At 57.9% G+C, this 20,774-nt stretch carries 12 protein-coding genes; 5 read left to right on the top strand and 7 right to left on the bottom strand.

Translation table 11 applies throughout. From position 1 onward, the window contains the following. Positions 1–28: 28 nt before the first annotated feature. Complete coding sequence (gene ptrR / locus QZR14_RS14370; RefSeq protein WP_311996927.1) at positions 29–922, bottom strand: putrescine utilization regulator PtrR; 894 nt, start codon at positions 920–922, stop codon at positions 29–31. Between the two features lie 104 nt (positions 923–1,026). On the opposite strand from ptrR, the gene QZR14_RS14365 reads away from it, so the two are divergent. Then, positions 1,027–2,208: an MFS transporter gene (locus QZR14_RS14365; RefSeq protein WP_311996926.1), complete on the top strand. Its 1,182-nt coding sequence runs from the start codon at positions 1,027–1,029 to the stop codon at positions 2,206–2,208. Here QZR14_RS14365 and QZR14_RS14360 read toward each other — a convergent pair. From QZR14_RS14360 to QZR14_RS14350, 3 genes are all read right to left on the bottom strand, one after another. Further along, positions 2,153–3,085, bottom strand: a complete 933-nt coding sequence (locus tag QZR14_RS14360) for a DMT family transporter (protein ID WP_311996924.1) — start codon at positions 3,083–3,085, stop codon at positions 2,153–2,155. The two genes, QZR14_RS14365 and QZR14_RS14360, sit on opposite strands and share 56 nt — an antisense overlap. Before the next feature lie 268 nt (positions 3,086–3,353). Continuing rightward, positions 3,354–3,755, bottom strand: coding sequence for a DUF2177 family protein (locus tag QZR14_RS14355; protein ID WP_250603627.1), 402 nt, complete (start codon positions 3,753–3,755; stop codon positions 3,354–3,356). 103 nt (positions 3,756–3,858) lie between these two features. Further along, on the bottom strand, positions 3,859–4,695 hold the full coding sequence (locus tag QZR14_RS14350; protein ID WP_311996923.1) for a CvfB family protein: 837 nt from the start codon (positions 4,693–4,695) through the stop codon (positions 3,859–3,861). Between the two features lie 340 nt (positions 4,696–5,035). Here QZR14_RS14350 and QZR14_RS14345 point away from each other — a divergent pair, with 340 nt between their 5' ends. The 3 genes from QZR14_RS14345 (at position 5,036) to QZR14_RS14335 (ending at position 7,093) form a co-directional block, all read left to right on the top strand. After that, the gene (locus tag QZR14_RS14345; RefSeq protein WP_016985943.1) at positions 5,036–5,224 is read left to right on the top strand and encodes a hypothetical protein; all 189 of its coding nucleotides are present in this window, start codon (positions 5,036–5,038) and stop codon (positions 5,222–5,224) included. 204 nt (positions 5,225–5,428) lie between these two features. Beyond that, the gene (locus QZR14_RS14340) at positions 5,429–6,145 is read left to right on the top strand and encodes a TorF family putative porin (protein ID WP_250603623.1); all 717 of its coding nucleotides are present in this window, start codon (positions 5,429–5,431) and stop codon (positions 6,143–6,145) included. A gap of 78 nt (positions 6,146–6,223) precedes the next feature. Next, a complete protein-coding gene (locus tag QZR14_RS14335) occupies positions 6,224–7,093 on the top strand; it encodes a DUF6279 family lipoprotein (RefSeq protein ID WP_311996922.1) in 870 nt (289 codons plus the stop codon). Between the two features lie 123 nt (positions 7,094–7,216). On the opposite strand, the gene QZR14_RS14330 is transcribed toward QZR14_RS14335, so the two are convergent. Beyond that, positions 7,217–7,609: a hypothetical protein gene (locus QZR14_RS14330; RefSeq protein WP_007914475.1), complete on the bottom strand. Its 393-nt coding sequence runs from the start codon at positions 7,607–7,609 to the stop codon at positions 7,217–7,219. A gap of 175 nt (positions 7,610–7,784) precedes the next feature. Here QZR14_RS14330 and QZR14_RS14325 point away from each other — a divergent pair, with 175 nt between their 5' ends. Next, positions 7,785–8,519 carry a DUF899 domain-containing protein gene (locus QZR14_RS14325; RefSeq protein ID WP_311996921.1) on the top strand — a complete coding sequence of 245 codons (735 nt, stop codon included), beginning with the start codon at positions 7,785–7,787 and terminating at the stop codon, positions 8,517–8,519. A 74-nt stretch (positions 8,520–8,593) separates the two neighbouring features. Here the strand turns inward: QZR14_RS14325 and QZR14_RS14320 are convergent, their stop codons facing one another. Further along, positions 8,594–9,100: a hypothetical protein gene (locus QZR14_RS14320; RefSeq protein ID WP_311996920.1), complete on the bottom strand. Its 507-nt coding sequence runs from the start codon at positions 9,098–9,100 to the stop codon at positions 8,594–8,596. Beyond that, positions 9,097–20,331, bottom strand: a complete 11,235-nt coding sequence (locus QZR14_RS14315; protein ID WP_311996919.1) for a two-partner secretion domain-containing protein — start codon at positions 20,329–20,331, stop codon at positions 9,097–9,099. Before QZR14_RS14315 ends, QZR14_RS14320 begins: the two co-directional genes overlap by 4 nt. Positions 20,332–20,774: the final 443 nt, after the last annotated feature.

Raw genomic sequence — 20,774 nt, 5'->3', positions numbered from 1 at the left:
GAATTGAACAGAGTGTGCCGCCATTGGTTCAGGCGGTTTCGCGGGTTTCGATCTGAGCCGCAGGATAGACAGCCTGCTGCACTTCGATCCATGCATTAAGGTTGGCGCCGACCATGCCCTTGCGCCACATGAGCCATGTTGTCGCACCCACGAATGGCTCGGCCAACGGATGTACCGCGATGCTGTCGCGCCCCGGCAGACTGGCCAGCATCGACTCCGACATCAGCGCCACGCCACTGCCGGCAATCACGCAGGCGAGCATGCCCTGATACGACTCGATCTCCATCGCCCGCCCCATGGTCGCGTGATAGTGCGAAAACCACGCCTCCAGGCGCATGCGGTAGGAACAGCCGCGACGAAAGGTAAACACCGATCGCCCTTCGACATCCCGCGCACTGTGCACCGGCGGATGATCGATTTCAGTGATCAGCACCAACCGCTCCTCGCACAACGGCACGCCGTCGAGCCCGGCCAGTTCCAGCGGGCCATCGACCAACGCAGCATCAAGGCGCCCGGTGAGTAATCCTTCCAGCAACTCACCGCTCGGCGCCGACTGCACCTGCAGATTCACCGCCGGATAGTGTTTGTGGTACTGCGCCAGCAACGCCGGCAAATGGATCGCCGCCGTGCTGTACATGGTGCCCAGAGCAAAGTCACCGGCGGGTTTGCCGCCCATCACCGCCGCACTGGCCTGATCGCGCAGAGCGAAGAGTTTGCCGGTGTAGTCCAGCAAGACTTTTCCCGCAGGCGACAACTGCAAACGCTGACGCTCACGGACGAAAAGCTCGACGCCCAGTTGCTCTTCAAGTTGTTTAAGCCGGGTCGACAGATTCGATGGCACCCGGTGCAGACGTTCGGCGGCGCGGGTGATGGAACCCTCCTCGGCCACGGCCTGAAAGATCCGCAATTGGCTGAACTCCACAACTATTCTCCAGAACAGAACAAGTTACTCACTATTATTCAATTTTAAAGAAAGTCAATCAGTCCTAGCCTGACGGTCATTGAAGCCCTCACGGAATGCCGACCATGTCGCCGCTCATTCGCTTATCCGCCTGCTTCGTGGCCTTGATGATGGCCATGGGCATCGGACGTTTCGCCCTCACCCCGCAAATGCCGCACCTGCTCAGCGAGGGGCAGATCGACCTGACAGCCGCCGGTCTGATTGCGGCGGCCAATTACCTCGGTTACCTGCTCGGCGCGGTGGACGCGATGTTCGCCCATCGCCCGCAGCAAGTTCAGCGGCGCTTGCATGGTGGCTTGTGGCTGTGTGTGCTGCTGACCCTGGCATCATTCTGGGCCGACGGTTTTTGGTCGCACCTGGTGCTGCGCTTCGGCACCGGGGTGGCAAGTGCGTGGGTGCTGGTGATGATCACGTCTTTAAGCCAACCCTTGGCAGCGGCAGCGGGTCGTCCACGTTTGGGCGCTCTGGTATTTGCCGGACCGGGTTTAGGGATTTTTCTGACAGGGTTGTTGGCACTGGTCTCGCATCAGCTTAACCAGACGTCCGCGACGTTGTGGCTGATTTATGCAGCGGCTGCGTTGGTGATGATGCTGAGCGTATGGCGACTGCTGCCAACGCCGGTCGCAGCGGCTTCGGTTGCTGTGGCGGCGGTCAGCCCATCGAATCGGGGCATCGGACGGTTGGCGATGATTTATGCGCTATATGGCGTCGGTTACATCATTCCGGCGACTTTCCTGTCACAGATGGCCACTGCGCAATTTCACGGGCAATGGCAGGCCGATCTGTTCTGGCCGTGCTTTGGCCTGGCCGCGGCGCTCGGGGTCTTGCTGGTGAGCTTGCGGCGTCACGATCCCGCAACCACTCGTCACTGGTTGATGGCGACGCTGTGGTTGCAAGCGGCCGGAGTGTTCGCTTGCCTGCTGGGCAGCGGCATTGGCCTCGCGTTGGGGGTGATCCTGTGCGGCACGCCATTCCTGGCGTGCATGCAACTGGTCATGCAACGCTCGCGGGAACTGGCGCCGCATGCCACTCAGCGCAATGCCGGCATGCTCACAGCCTGTTTCGCCGTCGGCCAACTCAGCGGCCCATTGCTGGCAGCATTGAGCAGCCATTTCAGCGGCGGTTTGCAGCCGGCATTGGTGATCGCCGGCAGCGGTTTGTTGCTGGCCGGCGGCTTGGCGATGCAGACGCCTAGCGCTGGCCCAGCGCTTTGCGCAAACGCCGACGCAGCCACTGCTCGGCGCTGACAAAAGTGATGCCGAGCAAAACCAGCACAGCTCCGATGACGAAGTTCGCAGTCAACGGTTCGCCAAGTAGCACCACGCCAAAGGTCACGCCGAACAGCGGCGTCATGAACGAGAACACCGCGAGGTTGGCCGCCAGATATCGGCGCAGCAGCCAGAACCAGATCAGGTAACTGAAGAATGACACGACCAGCCCTTGGAACAACACGCTGGCCACCGCCACGGGGGTCAGGCTGACGTGAGTGATCTGGCCGCTGAACAGCGCGATCAGCAGCAGGCCAAGGAAGCCGACGATCAACTGATAGAACAGGGTCAGTGTCACCGGCGCCTCCGAAAGACGCGAGGCGCGCACCACCACCGTGGTCGCGCCCCAACAGGCACCGGCCAGAACACCAAAGGCATCGCCGAGCAGCATACGGCGGTCGAGGTTGTCCCACGACACACCGCCGGCAAAGGCAATCGCGATGCCGATGAAAGCGAGCAGAATCCCCAGCCATTGCAAAGGTCGCAGTCGTTCACTGGCCAGTAGAAAATGCACGCCCAGCGCGGTGAAAATCGGCGCAGTGTAGAGGAACACCGACATGTGCGCAGCGGTGGTCAGTTGCAGGCCTTCGGCGATGAAAAAGAACTCCAGACCAAACAGCGCACCGGCCAGCAAACCACCGCGCCAAGTGTTGCCGACCTGACTCCAGCCGCCCTTCCAGCAGATCAGCAAGCCGACCAGCAACGCGGAAATCCCCGAGCGCCCCGCCGCTTGCATCACTGGCGCAATATCCGCCGCCGCCCACTTGATCATCACCTGCTGCACGCCCCAGATCAGACAGAGGCCGATCATCACTTGCAGGGCAAAACTGTCGGCATTGCGCCGCTCGACACTCACCGCAACACCTCGAATACACACAACATGGCAGGCCATCCAATGGTCAGAAAACAGTGTCGAGGATTATCAATGAGTCGGGCGGAAAAAGCCGTCTGGAAAAGACACTTTGTGCTTCAGTGGCGTCAGCGGGGAATGGCTGTCGGCTGCGCCGCCATTCGCGAGCAGGCTCGCTCCCACAATGACAGGGTTGTCCGCTGTTCCACTGTTCGACACAAAACCCTGTGGGAGCCTGGCTTGCCAGCGATGGCGTCAGTTCTATCAACCCTGCTCACGGATCTGAATGCAGTCGTTTAGCCAACAAAAAACCAACGCTACAAGCCACCGCAGTGGCAAACGCTCCCCACGCCCAATCCATCAACGTCACCTGCACCGACCAGCCACGCAATGTCGCCCAATTGGTCAGGTCATAGGTGCCATAAGCCACCAGCCCCAACAACGCGCCCCGCTTCGCCGCCCACTGCCAGGTCGCCGCCGGCAGCACCACAAACACCACACAACCAAAAACATACAGGCAATAAAAAACCGCTGCCGGAACCAGCAGCGGTTTTTCGAGCATCAGCGAACCGAGCAGTTCGCGATAGGTCGGCGCCATCAACAGGCCGAGCCAGATACCGTCGAGCAGCAGGAACGCAATCAGCGTCGCAACATATGCAACCAGAGTTTTCTTCATCACACCCGCCCTCAAGTAGGAGTTGCCGAAGGCTGCGATCTGTTGATCTTCAAAGTCAAAAGATCGCAGCCTTCGGCAGCGCCTACATGGGGCCAGCGGTGTCTCAGGTTAGTTCAATGCGATCGGCATGAATAACGATCTTGCCTTCCTTGTAAAGCGAACCGATGGCCTTCTTGAAGTTGCCCTTGCTGACGCCGAACAGGCTGCTGATCAACGCCGGATCGCTCTTGTCGCTGACCGGCAATGTGCCGCTGTTGTCACGCAACCTGGCGAGAATCTTCGAGTTCAGGCTGCTGGCTGCTTCCTGGCCAACCGGCTGCAGGCTCAGGGCGATCTTGCCGTCGGCCCGCACTTCCTTGATGTAGCCCTTCTCTATCATGCCGGCGCGCATGAACTTGAAGATTTCATTCTTGTGGATCAAACCCCAGTGCTTGTTGTTGATGATCGCCTTGAAGCCCATGTCGGTGGCTTCGGCAACCAGCAGATCAACTTCCTGGCCCTGGCTGTAGTTGGCCGGAGTCTTGTCGAGGTAGCGGTCCAGTCGTGCAGTGGCGGTGATACGGCGGGTGTGCTTGTCGAGGTAGACGTGCACTACGCAGTATTCGCCGGCGGTCATCTGGCGCTTTTCTTCGGAATACGGCAGCAACAGATCCTTCGGCAGCCCCCAATCGAGGAACACACCGATGCTGTTGACTTCAACGACTTTCAGACTGGCAAATTCGCCGACCTGAACTTTTGGTTTTTCCGTGGTGGCGAGAAGTTTGTCTTCGCTGTCCAGATAAACAAAAACATTGAGCCAATCTTCATCTTCGCTGGGAATATCTTTCGGAATATAACGGTTGGGCAAAAGAATCTCGCCATCGGCACCGCCGTCCAGATATAAACCGAAGTTAGTGTGTTTAACCACTTGCAAACTGTTGTAACGCCCGACTAAAGCCATTTCCAGAACCCTCATTGCGTGGGCGGCATTCTACCCGTTTTTGCCGTGGCCGTCGGGTGACAGATCGGCACGCGTGTGAAACCGGCTCAACACCTTGATTTTTCTTGGCCGCAGATGGGCGGAGGTGCCACTCGTCAGACAGACACGAACGCTCATGGCTGAATAATTCCATGCACGTGCACATAAATGTTTTTATTTAAAACAGCAGGTTAGCCGGATATTTCGAACATTTAATCGAGAATAATGCAGCAATGAGGTGGGTTATTCCGGGGGATATTTACCAAGCAATTGTCAAGTTATTCCTGTACGATGCCTGGCCGAGTTACTTTTCTACAGGTTAATGGCCGCCATGCGTGTAAAAGCATCCACCAGCAAAGCAAAGCCAGCTCCAGCCGTTGAAACCAGCGAATCGATCAACGATCAGATCGCAGCGTTCCTCAAGTCTGGTGGCGAGATCCAGCAAATTGCCAAAGGCGTCAGTGGCCAGACATTCGGCCCGTCCAAGCAGATCAGCCTGGGCAAGAAGTAATACCGGTTTTACACCCGTCCAGAGGCGCTTTGAGCTTCGAAGCGCCTGGACTGGCACCGCGTCCCCCCCTCCGTTTTAAACAAAATTCCTGGTAAATCGACGAACGGCCTTCAATGCCGGTCATTCGCCGGTATCCTTGCACGCGTCTAGATCAAGCGTTTCAGCAGGCCCGCCTTCCTGCGCTCGCTGTTCATGGAGTGACGCATGCGCAAAACATCCTGTTTATTAATCGTAGGCCTTCTGGCCAGTGCGACCGCGCACGCGCAGATTTTCCAGCGTGAACTCGGCGACTTTGATCTCAAACTCGGCACCACGCCAACGCGTAGCATGGCTCAAGGCCTGGTCAAACCGGCGGCCGTCGGTTCCTTCCATGGCGGCCTCGACCTTAGCCATGACAGCGGCCTCTATGTCGGCCAGTACGCACCGAGCATGGGCATCTCCCCGGGCAAGAACCTCGAAATCGATTCCTACGTCGGTTTTAAACAACCTTTCGATCAGACCCTCGGCTATGAAGTCGGGATGATCCACTACAGCTATCCCAAGGTCGACACCCTCGACAGCCAGGAGCTGTTTGGTGGCCTGACCCTGCTCGGCAGTCGTTTCGGCGTGGCCTTCAGCAACGACCCGGATAAACAGAACAACACATTGTTTGCCGATCTTGGCGGCAACCAGCCGTTCGGCATCGGCGTCAGCATGAAATACACCACCCACCAACTGAACACGCCAGTGGCAGTGGACGGTGGTTATGTCGGCAGTTTTACTGATTGGTCGGTGAAATTGTCCCGACCGTTCATGGGCGTCGACCTCGATCTGATCTACAGCGACTCCAGTCTCAGCGGCAGCGATTGCTCGGCCTACTCCGGGCACAACAGCGAGTGCGACGGCCTCGTCACCCTCAAGGCTGCGCGCGCGTTCTATTGATCGGCTGAACTGCCGGGTTCATTCTGCGTTCACATAGGAATCAGTCCCTCGAAGCCAGGCTCACGCAAGGATTCGCCCATGTCTCGCTGGTTCAAACACATCGCCGCGCTACTGATCTTCACCCTCGCCCTCGGCGCTTGCAGCCGTGTCGGCCTGGCCTATCGCAACCTCGACGTGATCATTCCGTGGACGCTCAGCGACTATCTGGACATGAACGGCGAGCAGAAAGACTGGTTCAACGAACGCCTCAAGGATCATTTGAGCTGGCATTGCACCACGCAATTGCCGGGCTATCTGGACTGGCTGGATCGCCTGCAGACCATGGTCGAAACCAATCAGGTCACCGATGCCGCGTTACAGGCGCGCACTACGGAAGCCAAGCAGGCCATCGCCGAAACCGCTCGAGAGATCACCCCGTCGGCGATCGAGTTGCTGCAGGGGCTGGATGACAAACAGGTCGCCGAGATGAATGACGCGTTTGCCAAGGATTTGCGCAAGCGTCAGCAGGAATACCTCAAGCCGCCGCTTGATCAGCAAATTGCCGAGCGTGGCGCACGGATGGTTAAACGCTTGAATGACTGGCTCGGCCCCTTGAGCGCCATCCAGGAACAGCGAGTCATGGCCTGGTCGACCGCGCTGGGCGATCAGTACACCCAATGGATTGCCAACCGGGCCCACTGGCAAAAGCAATTCAGTGCCGCCGTCGCTCAACGCAAAAGCCCCGAATTCCCACAGAGAATCGAGACGCTTCTGGTCAATCGCGAGAGTTTATGGACAGCGGATTACCGCAAGGCCTTCGCCGAAACTGAAGCGCAGGGACGCTCACTGGCGGTGGACTTGATGGCCGAAAGTACGCCGCAACAGCGGCAGCGGTTGTTGAAAAAAATCGAAGGCGTGCGCAAAGACTTCAACGATCTCAAATGCCTCAAGGCCGCGCAAAAAACCTGAACAAAACGAAGATTCAATGTGGGAGCGAGCCTGCTCGCGAAAGCGGTGCATCAGTTACTTCAAATGTCACTGACAGACCGTATTCGCGAGCAGGCTCGCTCCCACATGGGGATATCTTTGATCTCAGGCGATCTGGGCTTTAGACGCCACTTCATCAAAAGTCGCCTCAGCCAGCGCATCCTCTTGCTCATCCAGCACCTGACGCGGGTGATCATTGCCGGGAATGCTGCTGTCGATCAGGCTCAGCAGGCTAGAACCGCGTGGCGTCAGCACAAAATTGTTTCCCGTGCTGCCCTCCTCATCCGGGCGCGGTGCGATATAGCCGCGCAGGAGCAACAACCGTTCATAGTCGCAAGCCAGCGTTTTCAGATGATCCAGATTCTCGATCGGCTCGCCGGCGCTGGCTTTCGCTGCCGCATAGTCTTCGGCGTAGGCCCGCGGGGCAAAACTGTGGCCGGCACTGTTCTGCACTTCATGCAGCAAGCGTTCAATCAAATCCCAGTTATAAGTCGTCATCCTGATACAACCTCCGGTGCGCGTGATTTATGGCGCGTTCATAGGTTGTGACCTGAGCGATTCCCAGCCGTTCAGCCGCATTTCCCGAGGCGACCGACCGGCGGTCTGTCGATTTCCCGCAGGGTTAAACGACTAGTCTGAAACAGACGGTTTCAACCCCGCAGGAGAAATCATCATGAACGTTGAGAATCATCCGGTGGTATCGCGCGAAGAATGGCTCGCCGCCCGTAAACAGCATCTGACCCACGAGAAAGCGTTCACCAAGGAACGCGATCGGCTTAGCGCTGAACGTCGCGCCTTGCCATGGCTGCAGGTCGACAAGGATTACCACTTTCAGGGTCCGAACGGCGAATTGAAGCTGACCGATCTGTTTGGCAGACACAGCCAATTGGTGGTTTACCACTTCATGTTTGCCAAGGACTGGGAGGAAGGTTGCCAGGGTTGCTCGTTCCTCAGTGACCACATTGATGGCGCCAACCTGCATCTGGCGCATCACGATATTGCGGTGGTTGCTGTGTCTCATGCGCCGTTCAACGAGTTCCAGGACTTTAAACGGCGCATGGGCTGGAAGTTTGACTGGGTGTCGTCAGAGGGTTGCGACTTCAACTATGACTTCGGCGTTTGTGCCCGGGCTGAAGATGTCGCCGCTGGAAAAGCTACATACAACTACGAAAAGACTGACAGCGCCGAGGAAGAAATGCCCGGCCTGAGCGTGTTTTATCGTGATGCAAAGGGCGACATCTTCCACACCTACTCAACTTACGCTCGCGGTCTGGACATGCTGGTCGGTGCCTACAACTATCTCGACCTCACGCCCAAGGGCAGGAATGAGGACGAGATCATGGAGTGGGTGCGGCACCATGATCAGTATGACGGGGAAAAAGCGTCAAGTTGCTGCCACGAAAAATAAGTAGCGAGTAGACGGAAATTGTGGGAGTGGGTGCGCTCACTAGTGCCCTCTTTCGCATCCTTCCGGGCGCCTGTTCAGGGACTCTGAATTGTTTTGTCGCCGGAGCGGTAAGTATCAATGTTTCCCTGAGGAAGGAACAATCTGGCGGCGAACCAACACGTCGCCAGTGATGCGAAAAACACGCCCGACAACTCCATCAGATAATCCGAAATCCCGCCGCCCTTAATGTCTTCGTCGAACACCACGAGCAGGACGAAACAAAACACCCACCCGGTGGCGACACTGGCACCCGCCAGTGCCACCAGCGAACAGTTCGCCGTCGTCCTCCTGACCTTCAGCAATGAAATTGCCCCTGCCAATATTAAAAAGGGCAGGAGGAAAATCAGTTGCGCAAGAAATGGCGCTAATAGCGGCATCAGAACCAGTTCGCCTCCCCTGACCTCGCCCAAGAGTTTCGGGGTATTGACCAAGTGAGCAAGCAGAGTGATGGTCTTGATGATCCCCCCAATGAACCCCAAAACGAACGGGCATAAAAGAAACGCCAGAAAAACCCTGCGGCGTGGATACCCCGTCTTACTCATGGTGCGCAACCCTGGCTTTTCGAAAGACCCAGCAATTTACAGCCATATTCGACCCTTGAGTCGTAATTCAAAATAATCACGCCACCATCGACACCCTGTTTGTCGCCAATAAACGGGTTGAGTGATGTATCTGTTGCGTACTTGCCAACCGTTTGAAAGAACGTGTGATCACCCAGAAACTTCTCATGAATGGTCTGCAACAACGACTGCTCGTTCTTCAATTGTTTGATATCCCAGCCTGCCGGATCCGTAGCGTTTTTATTGTAAAGGTCTTTGAAGTTATCAAACCCGCCTGTAATCAACGCATCGCCAGCCGCTTTACGCCAGTCATAAACGGGCGCCAGGAACCAGCCCAGACCAAAGCTGAGGAACGATGCATTGCCATCTGCGCCCAGACCGGTCAACAGCGCTCGGGAAACGGTCTCAGCGCCTCCAAACCATGACGCGCCTATTCCGAGTTGTTGCTCATACACATTGCTCGCACCGAAAAAGTTGGCTCGGTTATCGATCGTGTTCAGATAGGTCACCAGACGATCAGAAGCACCTTGGGTGTTGTAGAGATAGTCAAAGGTCGTTTGCGATGTACGTGCCACGTCTTTGTGCATGACATTCCACGCATCCTGCATGGCAATGTATTTGAGTGCCGAGTTGACCGCCGTGCGGCAGCCATCACTTTGCGGGGCCTTGTCACACATGCTGCGCATTTCCGAATCAAGAAATTCGCTCAGCTTTTCGGCCTTTGCGATTGCAGCGTCTTTCTGTTCCTTCGTCGTGCAGGTTTTGCCATTGAGGCAGTTTTCGACTTCCTCGAAGGCTTGGTGAGACAGATAGTTGTAAAGCGTTCCATTGGCGGCCACCGAAGCGGCGATACCCACATCGCTACCGGAAGCGGCGGCGCCCAACACCCCCACTATTTGTGAGACGGCCAGCAGATTGGCCTGCGCCTGAATGTATTCAGGGGTTCCTGGAACATAGTTTTCCGGCAAGAGCTTATCGCCCAGCAAACCGACCAGAAACTCGTTGGCACCACCGGCAAGCGCTCCGGTGCCGAAATCTCCGCCCATGGCTTTGGACACCAGACCGCCGAGTCCGGCGTGCAGGAGAATTTTCTCCAGGCTGCCCTCAGGCAGTTTCAGGTCGCCAATTTCCCCAGCGCCCATGGCTGCGCCGATGCTGGCCAGCGTTCCGGCCGCAGAGCTGACCAGGTTGTCCTTGAAACTGCCTCCGTAGACGACGGTTTTGATCAACGCATCGGCAGTCACTTTGGTCGCCACAGCCTTGAGGCCCTCCGGCGTCAGAGTGATATTGCCCACATCGAACTTCATTCCCTGAGTAACGCCTGCAGTTGCCGCCGCCACGACGTAGCTTTTCAAGGCATCTTCGGACGTAACGTCCTTGAGCACTTTTCCAAGGTTACCGCGGTTGTCGATCGTGCTGACCGTCGCTTTGGTTGCGGCGGTAATGGCGACTCCCTGCAACATTGCGTTCATGCCGGCCATCATCGGTCCGAGGATGGCAGCCATGGCGATGGCAATGATCAGTTGTGAAGCTGGCCCCAAGCCGGAGTTCTGGTATTTGAAAGACTCATGAATCTCCTTGACCTGCCGCCAGTCCACATCGCCACGTTCTTCTGCCTGTTTAAGCCAGGCCATCTGCGGATCGGCCTTGACCATGGCATCAATGGACTCGCTGACCGTTTGCTGATTGACCTCCTTTACATCGATTTTCAGGCCATCGACCGCTTTGATGACGATGTCGCCCTTGGCAAACATCTGCGTCTGACGGAACGTTTCGTCGGTATTGCCCTTACCTTTGGAAGAGTTCCAGAACGCATTATTGTTGGTTTTCGTATGGCTCTCATCGTGCAGATCTTTCACGCCTTCAAAGACAATCTGCCCACCACTGTCCAACAGGATATCGCCACCGCTGTTGAGTTTCGCGACCTGGAATCGTTGATCGCCGCCACTCACTACAGCCAGGTTTCCACCGGTCGTAATCTCACTGCCAACGTTCGTCACCTGCGTGACTTCGTCATGCTTCAATTTCTTTTTGCCAAAACTACCTTTGTCTTTTTTGTCGTACAAAGAGTAGTCCGTGTCTTGTGCGGCAAGCACTTGAATATCGTTCTTCGCCACCAGATAGGCTTCATCGCCAGCGGTGATACGACTGGAGATCAGCGCCAAATCATTACCTGCCCGGATCGCGACATCACCACCGGCAGTGATCGTGCTGGCAATCTGTTTAACGTGGTCTTCCTGAGTCGTGAGTTTTTTGGTTTTTGAATAGGAGTGACTTTCATCAGCGGCTGAAGCAATCGTCACATCACCCTCTGCAACGAGGGTGAAATTTCGCTTGGCGTTCATGTCACTGCCCACGGCGGCAAAGTCACGGCCCGCGCTCATCAGGATATCGCGCCCAGCATTGATGCTGGATCCGTACTGCGTGATGGAGCTGCGTTTTTCCTTGCCGCCACTGTCAACGCTCAGCTGTTGCGCCGAAGCGATGGCGATATCTCGGCTGGCCTCGATCCGCGTGTCTCCCCCGCTGGACATGGCACCACCAATGCCAAGCACGTCCCGGCCCGAGAAGATGGTCAGATCATTGGCTGCTTCGATACGTGCAGCGCTATCAACGTAGTCCCGTTGCTGGATTTGGCCCTTGTTGTTCAAGACCGTACTGTTGACCGTGCGCTCGTTGATGACGTCTCCGGTCAGCGTCACCATGGTGACATCGCGTCCGGAAATGACACCGCCTGATTTATTGATGATGTCATGGGTGGCTAGCAGCCCCAGCCGATTCCCCGCCTCAATCAAGCCACTGTTGGTCAGGTCTTGCCCGGCACTGGCCGCCAGATTGTTGGTAGCGCGCAACGTTCCTGCGTTGGTCAGGTTCTGGCCCGCGATCAGGTCAACATCATTGCCCTGGATCAGCGCACCGTTCGGCGCCAGGCGGTTATCGGCATGGGCTAGATACAAGACAGGCACGAGCACCTTCTCACCGTTCACTTCGTGCTCTTCGAGCCAGACGATGTCGTGGGTCAGTGCCGCCACTTGCTGGGCGGTCAAGGTCACGCCCATCGACAGGTTGAGTTCATTCTTGCTGGCGATGGCGTTGTTCATCAGGTACTTGAACATGGCTTCGTCGGAGGTCTGGCCGTCGATGAAACGCTGGCCGGTGCGGGCGACCACGGCTTGCTGCACCAGACGTTGTTCAAACAGACCATCGCCCAGACGCTTGGCGCTGTTGTCGGGGTCGTAGCCGAGTTTGTCGAGCAAGTAATCCGAACTCATGAACTGCTTGAGATCGGTCAGCGCCGGGTTGGTCTCGATCAGATATTTGTGCGGGTTGGAACGCACGCTGGTGTCAGGCAAGCCTTGTACGCGCGGTACATCGAAGGCGCCGTTGCCACGCGTTGGCAGCAGCACACCTACTGGTCCGTCAGGAGCAGTTGCGCCGACGTTGAACTGCGCCGTTCTGTCGTTGAGATTCAGTGAGGCTGCATCACTCAGCGCCAGGTCGCGTTTTTTCATCGAGACCGGATCGTCTTTGTCGATCTGGAAATCGGTGGCATGCCTGACCGGCATTCCGCCTGCGTGGCCGGACGGTGCGGCAGTGATCGAGCCGATAGTCCAGTCTTTAGCCGCAACAATCGTCTGTTCGCTAACGTCCTTGCGGCTGAGTCGGAACAGGCCGTTATCACCGGTTGGCAAGGTGAAGCCCGGCAGGGCCAGCGGATTGACTTGCTGTTGAGCCAGATCCGGAGGCAACTGCGGATTCAAGAAGACTACGGTGGGTTTGGCGGAGTTCTTCACCCCGGTGTCGGCCGTTTCTTTTACTGTGCCACCAAAATTGGTGTACGGGTTCAGATTGCCGTTGTTGATCGTGGTTTTGGCGTTGATCTGGACGGCCTGGCCGGCCTGAACGATCGAGGAAACGCTGCCGCCGCCGTTGGTGAAGATCCTGCTGTCGTCTTTGAGTTGACCGGCGAGAATCGACGCAGGCACAGCAACCTCAGGCCCTACTCCGTACTTTGTATTGATCGTCGTGGTCAGTTGCTTGTCCAGGTCTGTGGATTCCCAATGGGTTCCCCCCTTATCCGGCTCATGCACGCTTTTCCCGTAGCGATAAACGTATTTCGAGTTCCTCAGTGCATAGTCGTACAGTTCGTTGTCATACCCGTCTATCAAGCTGCCTGACACGTACGACAGCTTGAAAGTTCGCGAGCGCGTGAAGCTGCCCGACTGCAACCCTTTATTATCAAAGGAATCCACATCCAGTTTGATATTTTGTCCGGCCGATATCAGAGAGGCGATGTTTGAAAACGCCCCGACGTTGGCAGTCAGGTTTCCGGCAACAGATAACGATGCCTGTGGTCCGGTGATCGTAGATTGCGAGTCAAAACTTTCTTTCACGTAGAACGTATTGTCACGCCAGTTAAAAGTGATGTCGCCAGAGACAAATTTCTCCTCACCAATCACACCCTCGGTCTTGTTATTGAAGCTATTGGCCGACAGCGAAAAATCACCATCGACATTGATCGAAGCTGCAAGGTTATTAACGCTGTTCGCACGCCCGCCGTATTGCCCGCCAATCGTCAAATTGCCAATGCTGTAAACGTCACCGGTCTGGTTGGTGAAATCGTTGACCATCAGATTCATGTTGCCGCCACTGAAAATCAGGCTGCGGTTATTCACCAGACTTGCAGTCCTGATCGTCAGATCCTGCGCAGCCCCCAACGTACCGGTGTTGCTCACCGCGCCGGCGTTGATCGTCATCGCATAGTTGGAGGTCAGTCGTCCGCCGGCATTGTTCAGCAGGCCACCAACGTTAACGGTGGTCAGGCCACCACCGCCGATACTGGAGGCGCTGCTCAGGCCCAGTTGCGCAGCATTGAAGGTCATATCGCCCAGACTGCTGACACGTCCATTGCCGCCGTAGGTGCCGCCCAGTTGCATGTCCAGGCTGCCGTCACTGGCGATCAAGCCTTCGTTGCTCCAGTTACCACCACGCCCCACCAGTTGATTGGAAGCCAGCAACTGCCCGCTCGCAGTCTGCACAAAGTTGCCGACATTCACCGTCAACCGCCCGGCCTGAATCACGCTGCTGTTGGTCCAGCTGTCCGCGTTCAGCGTCAGGCCGCCACGGGTCACCAGCGAGCCGCCGGCGTTCATCACGTTGGCGGTGGAGATGCCGAATTCACCGAGGCCGACATGCGTCACCGAACCGCCGGCATTGAGGAAGCTCGGCGCGGCCAATGTGAAATCGGTGTTAGCGGTTTCCACCAGACCATTACGGTTATCGAACAGGCTGCCGATCTGGAAATCGGTTTTGCCGCTGGTGCCGAGCGCGCGCAGTTTGCCGCCCTGGTTGTCGAGGTTGGCCGCGCGAATCGCCAGTGTGCCGGCGCTTTCGATCAGGCCGCCGCGGTTGCTCAGGTTGCCGTCGGCACCCAGCTCGATGTTGCTGCCGCTGATCTGGCCGTTGTTGTTGCTCATCAGACCGGCGATGGTTTTCACCACACCTTTGGCATAGATCCCGCCGCCGCTGTTGTCGAGGGTGTTACCGCCGGCATTGAGCAGGATGTTGCCGGTGTTGGCGGCGATCCGTCCGCCGTCGCTGTAGATACCGCCCAGTGCCTGCAGGTCGAGGCGACTGCCTTCGATCTTGCCGCCCTGGCCGTTGCGCAACACGCCGCTCAGGCGGGTTTGCAGCAGACCGTTGAGACTTGAGAGCACCCCGCCACGGCTGTCGAGGCTGGCGGCGGTGAGGGTAAGGTCGCCGTTCTGGGCGATGATTTTGCCGCCCTGGTTGTCGATCGCGCCGCTGCCCGTGATCACGGTCAGCGCGGTCATGCTTTGCACCGCGCCTTTGCCGTTGTTCAGTGCGGCGGCGGTAAGGGTTACACCGGCATCGCGGCTGGAGATCAAGCCGTCGTTTTCATTATGCAGCGTGCCGCCAGCGGCGATATCCAGTTGATCTTTGGCCGACAGGGTGCCGTGTTGGCTGTTGTTCAGATCACCGCTGGTAAACAGGCTCAGCAGGGTCTGGCTGATCAATTGCCCGCCGCGGTTATCAATGCTGGTGGAGCGGTTGATCAAGAATGCACCGGTACTGCCCAGAGTCCCATTGATATTGCTGAGAGCACCGAGCAGGTCGAGGGTGACGCTGTCATCGCCAACCAGACTGCCGCTGGTGTTGTTCAGTTGCGTGCCAGTGAAATTCAGGGCTTTTGTGGCGCTGATTCTGCCGGAGGTGTTGTCCAGCGTGGCGGCGCGGATATCCAGTGCGTCGCCACTTTCGATCAAACCACCCGCGGTGTTGCTGATGTTGCCGCCGCTGATGGTCAACGTCTGCTTGCCGCCGCTCGTGACGATGCCGTTGCTGTTGTCCAGACTGGTAGCCTTGATGCTCACCTCGCCTTTGCCGCCCACGCCCCCATTGCTGTGGTTGATCAACGCGCCACTGAGGTCGATGCTGGTGTTGCCGAGCAGACTGGAGACGGTGCCTTCGCGACTGTTATCGAGCGTGCCGCCTGTAAGGGTGACACTCTTCCAGCCCGAAATCAGTCCACCCTGGTTATTCAGTTCGGCAGCCGTGAGGCTCAACTGATCGTTGCTGATCAGGTTGCCGCCACGGTTATCGAAACGGTTGCCGGTGAGGCTGAAGCTGTTGACGCTGGAGATTTCGCCCTGCTGGTTATTCAAGTCACGCAGGGTGGCGATGCTCAGCACGCCTTTGCTGTTGATCACGCCGTTCTGGTTATTCAGGTCGTGCAGATGGGCAATGCTTAACCCGCCTTTGCTGCTGATCACTCCGTCCTGGTTGTTCAGATCCTGGGCGGTGGTGCCCAGATCCATCGACAGGCCTGAGACGCCAACCAACGTGCCGCCGTGATTATTCAGGCCGGTGCTGTTGAGGGTCAGCTGTTGCGCGGCGCGGATGCTGCCTTTGTTGGTGTTTTTTAACAGGCCATCGACAGTGACCTCGATGTCGCTGTCACTGAGCAACACGCCGCCGTCGCTGTTATCCAGACTAGCAGCGCGAACCTGCAACGCCGCAGCGGCAATCGTGCCTTTGATCGAGGTCAGTGCGTGGTCGATGGTCAGGGTGAGTTTGTGATTGCTCAGCAGTTGCCCGCCGCTGTTGTCCAGCGACTTGGCGATCAGTTCAAAAGTCTGATCGCTGGAAATCTCGCCACCACGGTTGTTCACATCGGTGAGGTTTTTCAGCCGCAACTGGTCCGGCGCGTTGATCACCCCGCCCTGGTTATTCAGCGCGCCGCCGTTCAGATCGACACTGACAGTGCCGCCGCTGAACAGTTTGCCGCCCTGCTGATCAAGGCCTTGGACATTGGCGGTCAGCGTCTTGCCGGCGCCGAAGCTGCCCGCTGTGTTGGTGACATGGCCGGCGGTTAGGGTCAATTGGTCGGCGGCGTAAATACTCGCGCCATCGTTGTTATTGAGCGCACCGGTGCTGATGTGCAGGTTGGCTTTGCTGCTGATCACACCTTTTTGCTGGTTATCCAGCGCGCTGCTGTTGAGGGTGAGATCGCCGTCGGTCAGCAGTTTGCCGCCCTGATTGCTGACGGCGCCGCGCGTGTCGACGGTGAGCGCGTTGGCGCTGGAGACAGTACCGGCGTTGTTGTTGAGACTTTGCGCGGTGATCGCCAAAGCGCCTTCGTTGACGAGGCTGCCCTGTGCGTTGTTCAGATCCCCGGAGAGGTTGATCGAGAGGTCTTTCTGGCTGGTCAGGCGCCCGCTGTTTTCCAGTGTCTTGCCGGTCAGCGTCAGCCCGCCGTCACCGGACAGCAGGCCTTTATTGCGGTTGATGACGTCATTGACGGTCAGCGCCAGATTGCCGCCGGCGAGCATGTAACCGCTGTCGCTGTTGTCGAGCCAGGCGCCGATCAGGCTGACGTCGCTTTTGCTCGACAGCTCGCCACTGCGGTTGTCGACGCGAGCGACGTTGAGCTTCAGCGCATTAGTCGATCCGATCAGACCTTCCTGACGGTTATCCAGACTGGCGGCGGTGATCGTCATGCCGTCGTCGGCGATGACCACACCGTTCTGGTTATCGAACATGCCAGTCACGCTGAAATCGACATCGCCCCGCACACGAATGTCACCGCTGTTGTTGTTCAGACTGTCGCTGCGACTGTCGAGGCTGGCGGAGGCGATCAGGCCTTTGACGTTGCTCAGCGCACGCTCAATGACCAGCGTGAGCTTTTCGTTGCTGAGCAGCTTCCCACCGTCGTTGTTCAGGTTTTGCGCGTTGACGCTCCAGGCCTTGGCGGCCGAGATTTCGCCGGCGCTGTTGTTGACGTCCTTGAGGTTTTTCAGCAGCAACTGGCCCGGCGTATGGATGTTGCCGCGCTGGTTGTCGAGCAGACCGTTGTTCATGTCCAGGGTCAGGTCGCCGTTGCTGAACAGCTCGCCGCCGTCCTGCGCCAGCGAGGTCACCGAGACTTCGAGTTTCTGCTGACTGCCGAGGCTGCCGCCGGAGTTGTCCAGGTGCGCAGCGGTGAGCAACAGCGTGCCGTCGGTAGCGATACTGCCGCCCTGTCGGTTCTTCAACTCGCCGGTAGTCAGGGTCGAATCGGCCTTGGCACTGATGAGGCCGTTGGCGCTGTTATCCAGACTGCCGCTCTTGATGGTCAGGCCTTTTTGCGAGGCGATCAGGCCGCCCTGACTCAGCACTGAACCGCTGACAGTCAGCGCCATCGCTTCAAGGCTCGACAGTTTGCCCAGACGGTTGTCGAGGCTGCCGGCGTTAAGGGTCATCTGCCTTTCGCTACTGATCAGGCCTTGCTGGTTGTCCATGGCCCCGTCGAAAGTCAGCCCGACAGTGTTCTGGCTGACAATGCGCCCGCCGACGTTGCTCAAACCGGTGCCGCTGAGGGTGCTCGCGCCTTTGCTGAATATCAGGCCGTTAGTGGCGTTGATGATCTGCGCGACTTTCAGCGCCAGCGTGGTGTCGGACAGCACCTTGCCGCCGTCGCTGTTGTCCAGACGCGCGCCGTTGATGTGCAGGTCCAGTTGGCTCGAGAGTGTGCTGGCGCGGTTGTCGATCTGCTCGACATTGACGGTCAGGCGCTTGAGCGAACCGACGAGGCTGTCCTGATGGCTGTTGAGGGTTTTGCCGGTCAGCAGCAGATTGCCTTCGGCGACCAGTTCACCGTGCTCTTGATTGAGGCTGTCGATGTTGGCGTCGATATCGCCCTTGGTGGAAATCCGTCCACCGTCGTTGGTCACGGTTTTGGCTTTGAGGCTCAACAGACCGGTCGATGTCAGCAGGCCGCCGTTGCTGTTGTTCAGCGTGTTGCCGTCGAAGCTCAGCGCGGTCTTGCTTTCGAGGCGACCCTTGTCGCGGTTGTCCAGGTTATCGATCAGCAGTTTGGCGGCCTGATCGGCGCGAATCGTCCCGCCACGGTTGTCGGTGTTGGCGCTGCTGACGGTCAGGGTATTGAGGCTGGAAATCTTGCCGGCGCGGTTATCCAGGCGCGTGGCCTGCACGTCCATGGCGCCGTTGGCCTGGATCAGGCCCTTGTTCTGGTTGTTCAGTTGCTCGCTGATCCGCGTGGTCAGCGTGCCTTCGCTGGTCAACTGGCCTTGCTGGCTGTTGTCGAGTTGTTGGGCTTTTACCAGCAAGGTCTGTTTGGCGCCGATCCGGCCGGTGCGGTTGTTGATCGCGCCGAGGGCGCTGATGTCGAGCAGACGGCCGGCGCTCATCAGGCCGGCAACGTTATCCAGCGAGGTGACGTTGAGAACAGCGTCGGTCTGGCTGCTGAGTTCGCCGTTGCTGTTGATCAACTGGCCGATGTTGGCGGTGAGGCTGGCGTTGCTGGTGATCACACCCTGGCTGTTGAGCACCTGCGCAGCATTGAGGTTCAGGGTGCTGTTGCTCTGCACTTTGCCGGCGTTGCGGTTGTCCAGTGTGCCGGCGGTGATCGCAGCGGTTTGCCCGCTGAGCGAACCGCCCTGGTTGTTCAGGGTTTGTGCGGTGTTGACCGTCAGGTTGCGGCTGGCGGTGAGGCTCTTGCCGGTGTTGTCGAGGTTCTGCGCGGTGAGGCTCAGATCGCCGTTGGCATTGCGGCTGCCGTCGGCGTTAACGCCCGCTTCGATGGCACCGGCGTTAGTCAGTTGCCCGCCAGCGCTGAGGTTAATGCTGTCGCGGGCCGCGAGGGTCTGGCGGTTGGTCAGGTTGCCTTGGGTTTGCACGTTGAGCGCGGTGCCGGCGTAAACCGGGCCGCGTGCATCAAGGCTCGCGGCCTTGACGTTGACGGCGCCGGTGGCCGAGGTGTCGGCCAGACTCAGTTGGCCATTGGCGTCGAGCTGGATATCGCCGCCGCTGGCAATCAGCTTGCCGTCGAGTTTCACCCCGACCCCGGCCTCGGTGCCGACCAGTTTGATCGCCCCGGCGTACATGCCGCCGAGGGCCGAGGAGTCGATGGCCAGTTGCGGTTTTGCGCTGCCGTCATCGGCGCGGGCGGTGGCATTCAGCGTTTGTGCGTTGACATCGTTGCGACCGGCGACAATCGTCAGGTTCTGCGCCTGAATCTCGGCGTTGATCTTCGCGCTGCGGGTGATGATTTCGAAGCGGTCGACATTGGTCGCGTTGAGTCCCGCACCCTCGATGGCCACCGAGCCCTGATCAACCTGAAAGCGATCCAGTCGGCCGTTATCGAGTACAGGTTTGCCGGTAGTCAGCGTGACGCGTGGCGAGTTGATGAAACCGCAGCCGTTACAGGTGATGCCATACGGGTTGGCGACAATCACCCGCGCCGACTGCCCCGCCACCTCGGTGTAACCGCGCAACTGGCTCGGGTTGCCGCTGATGACTTCGTTGAGGATCGCTTGCGCCGAACCGCTGTTTTTCAGGTTCGAGTTGCCGATGATATGGCCACCCAATTGCGTGGCGGTGGTCTGAGTCGATCCGTTATTGAGAATGACGCCCTGCGCACCGACGTTGTAATCATGGAACTGGTTGTGCGACAGCCCGCTGGCATTGGGCGTGGCGATGTTGATGATCGGTACGCCGTTGCCGGCACGATCCAGCGAGGTATTCGGGTTGGCCACCACAATGCCGTCGGCCTGCGCCCACATCGGTTGCCAGAACATCACGTTCGCCAGCAGAAACGCCAGGCCGCGCTTGGGCATGCCGAGGAAAGACTCGCGGTTTTTCACGGCAGCAGCAGGCTGACGAGCGAGAAAGACGTACTGGCGAACATCCATGTTTAAAATCTCTTTGCAACGGGCAAGTTGATCGGGGCAATCGACAGGCAAAGCAATCCCTACCCGACAAAAATCAGAGTGCCGGCAGAGTTAAAGAAACAAATGGGGATAAATGCGCGTTTCGGTCAGAACGTCCGAAACGATGCGAAAACAATCGCAGTGCAGAATGCGAAAAGTCTGTTCGATCCCTCGAAAGCGCACATTGATATCAATGTGATGGCTCGATGGTAGATTGCCATCATTCTGACGTCAATAAGTTGTAACAAGGCATTTTTGGCCACCGCTCTAGAATGCGCCTTTGCGAGACATGATGAAGATTTTGCCGAAAATCGCGACTTATCGGTCACACAACTCGACGCGCATCAGGTGCATTGCACTGAACTTTTCCAGGCCAGCAGCCCTCAACCGATCAACCCGCCTTGACCGGAACTGAGGCCGTCCTC

Origin of the sequence: Pseudomonas sp. rhizo66, assembly GCF_031931925.1 — a bacterium.
In the GTDB taxonomy this organism is placed as follows: domain Bacteria; phylum Pseudomonadota; class Gammaproteobacteria; order Pseudomonadales; family Pseudomonadaceae; genus Aquipseudomonas.
The sequence above is the reverse complement of the archived record's forward strand: the minus strand, read 5'-3'. Positions and strand labels throughout refer to the sequence as shown.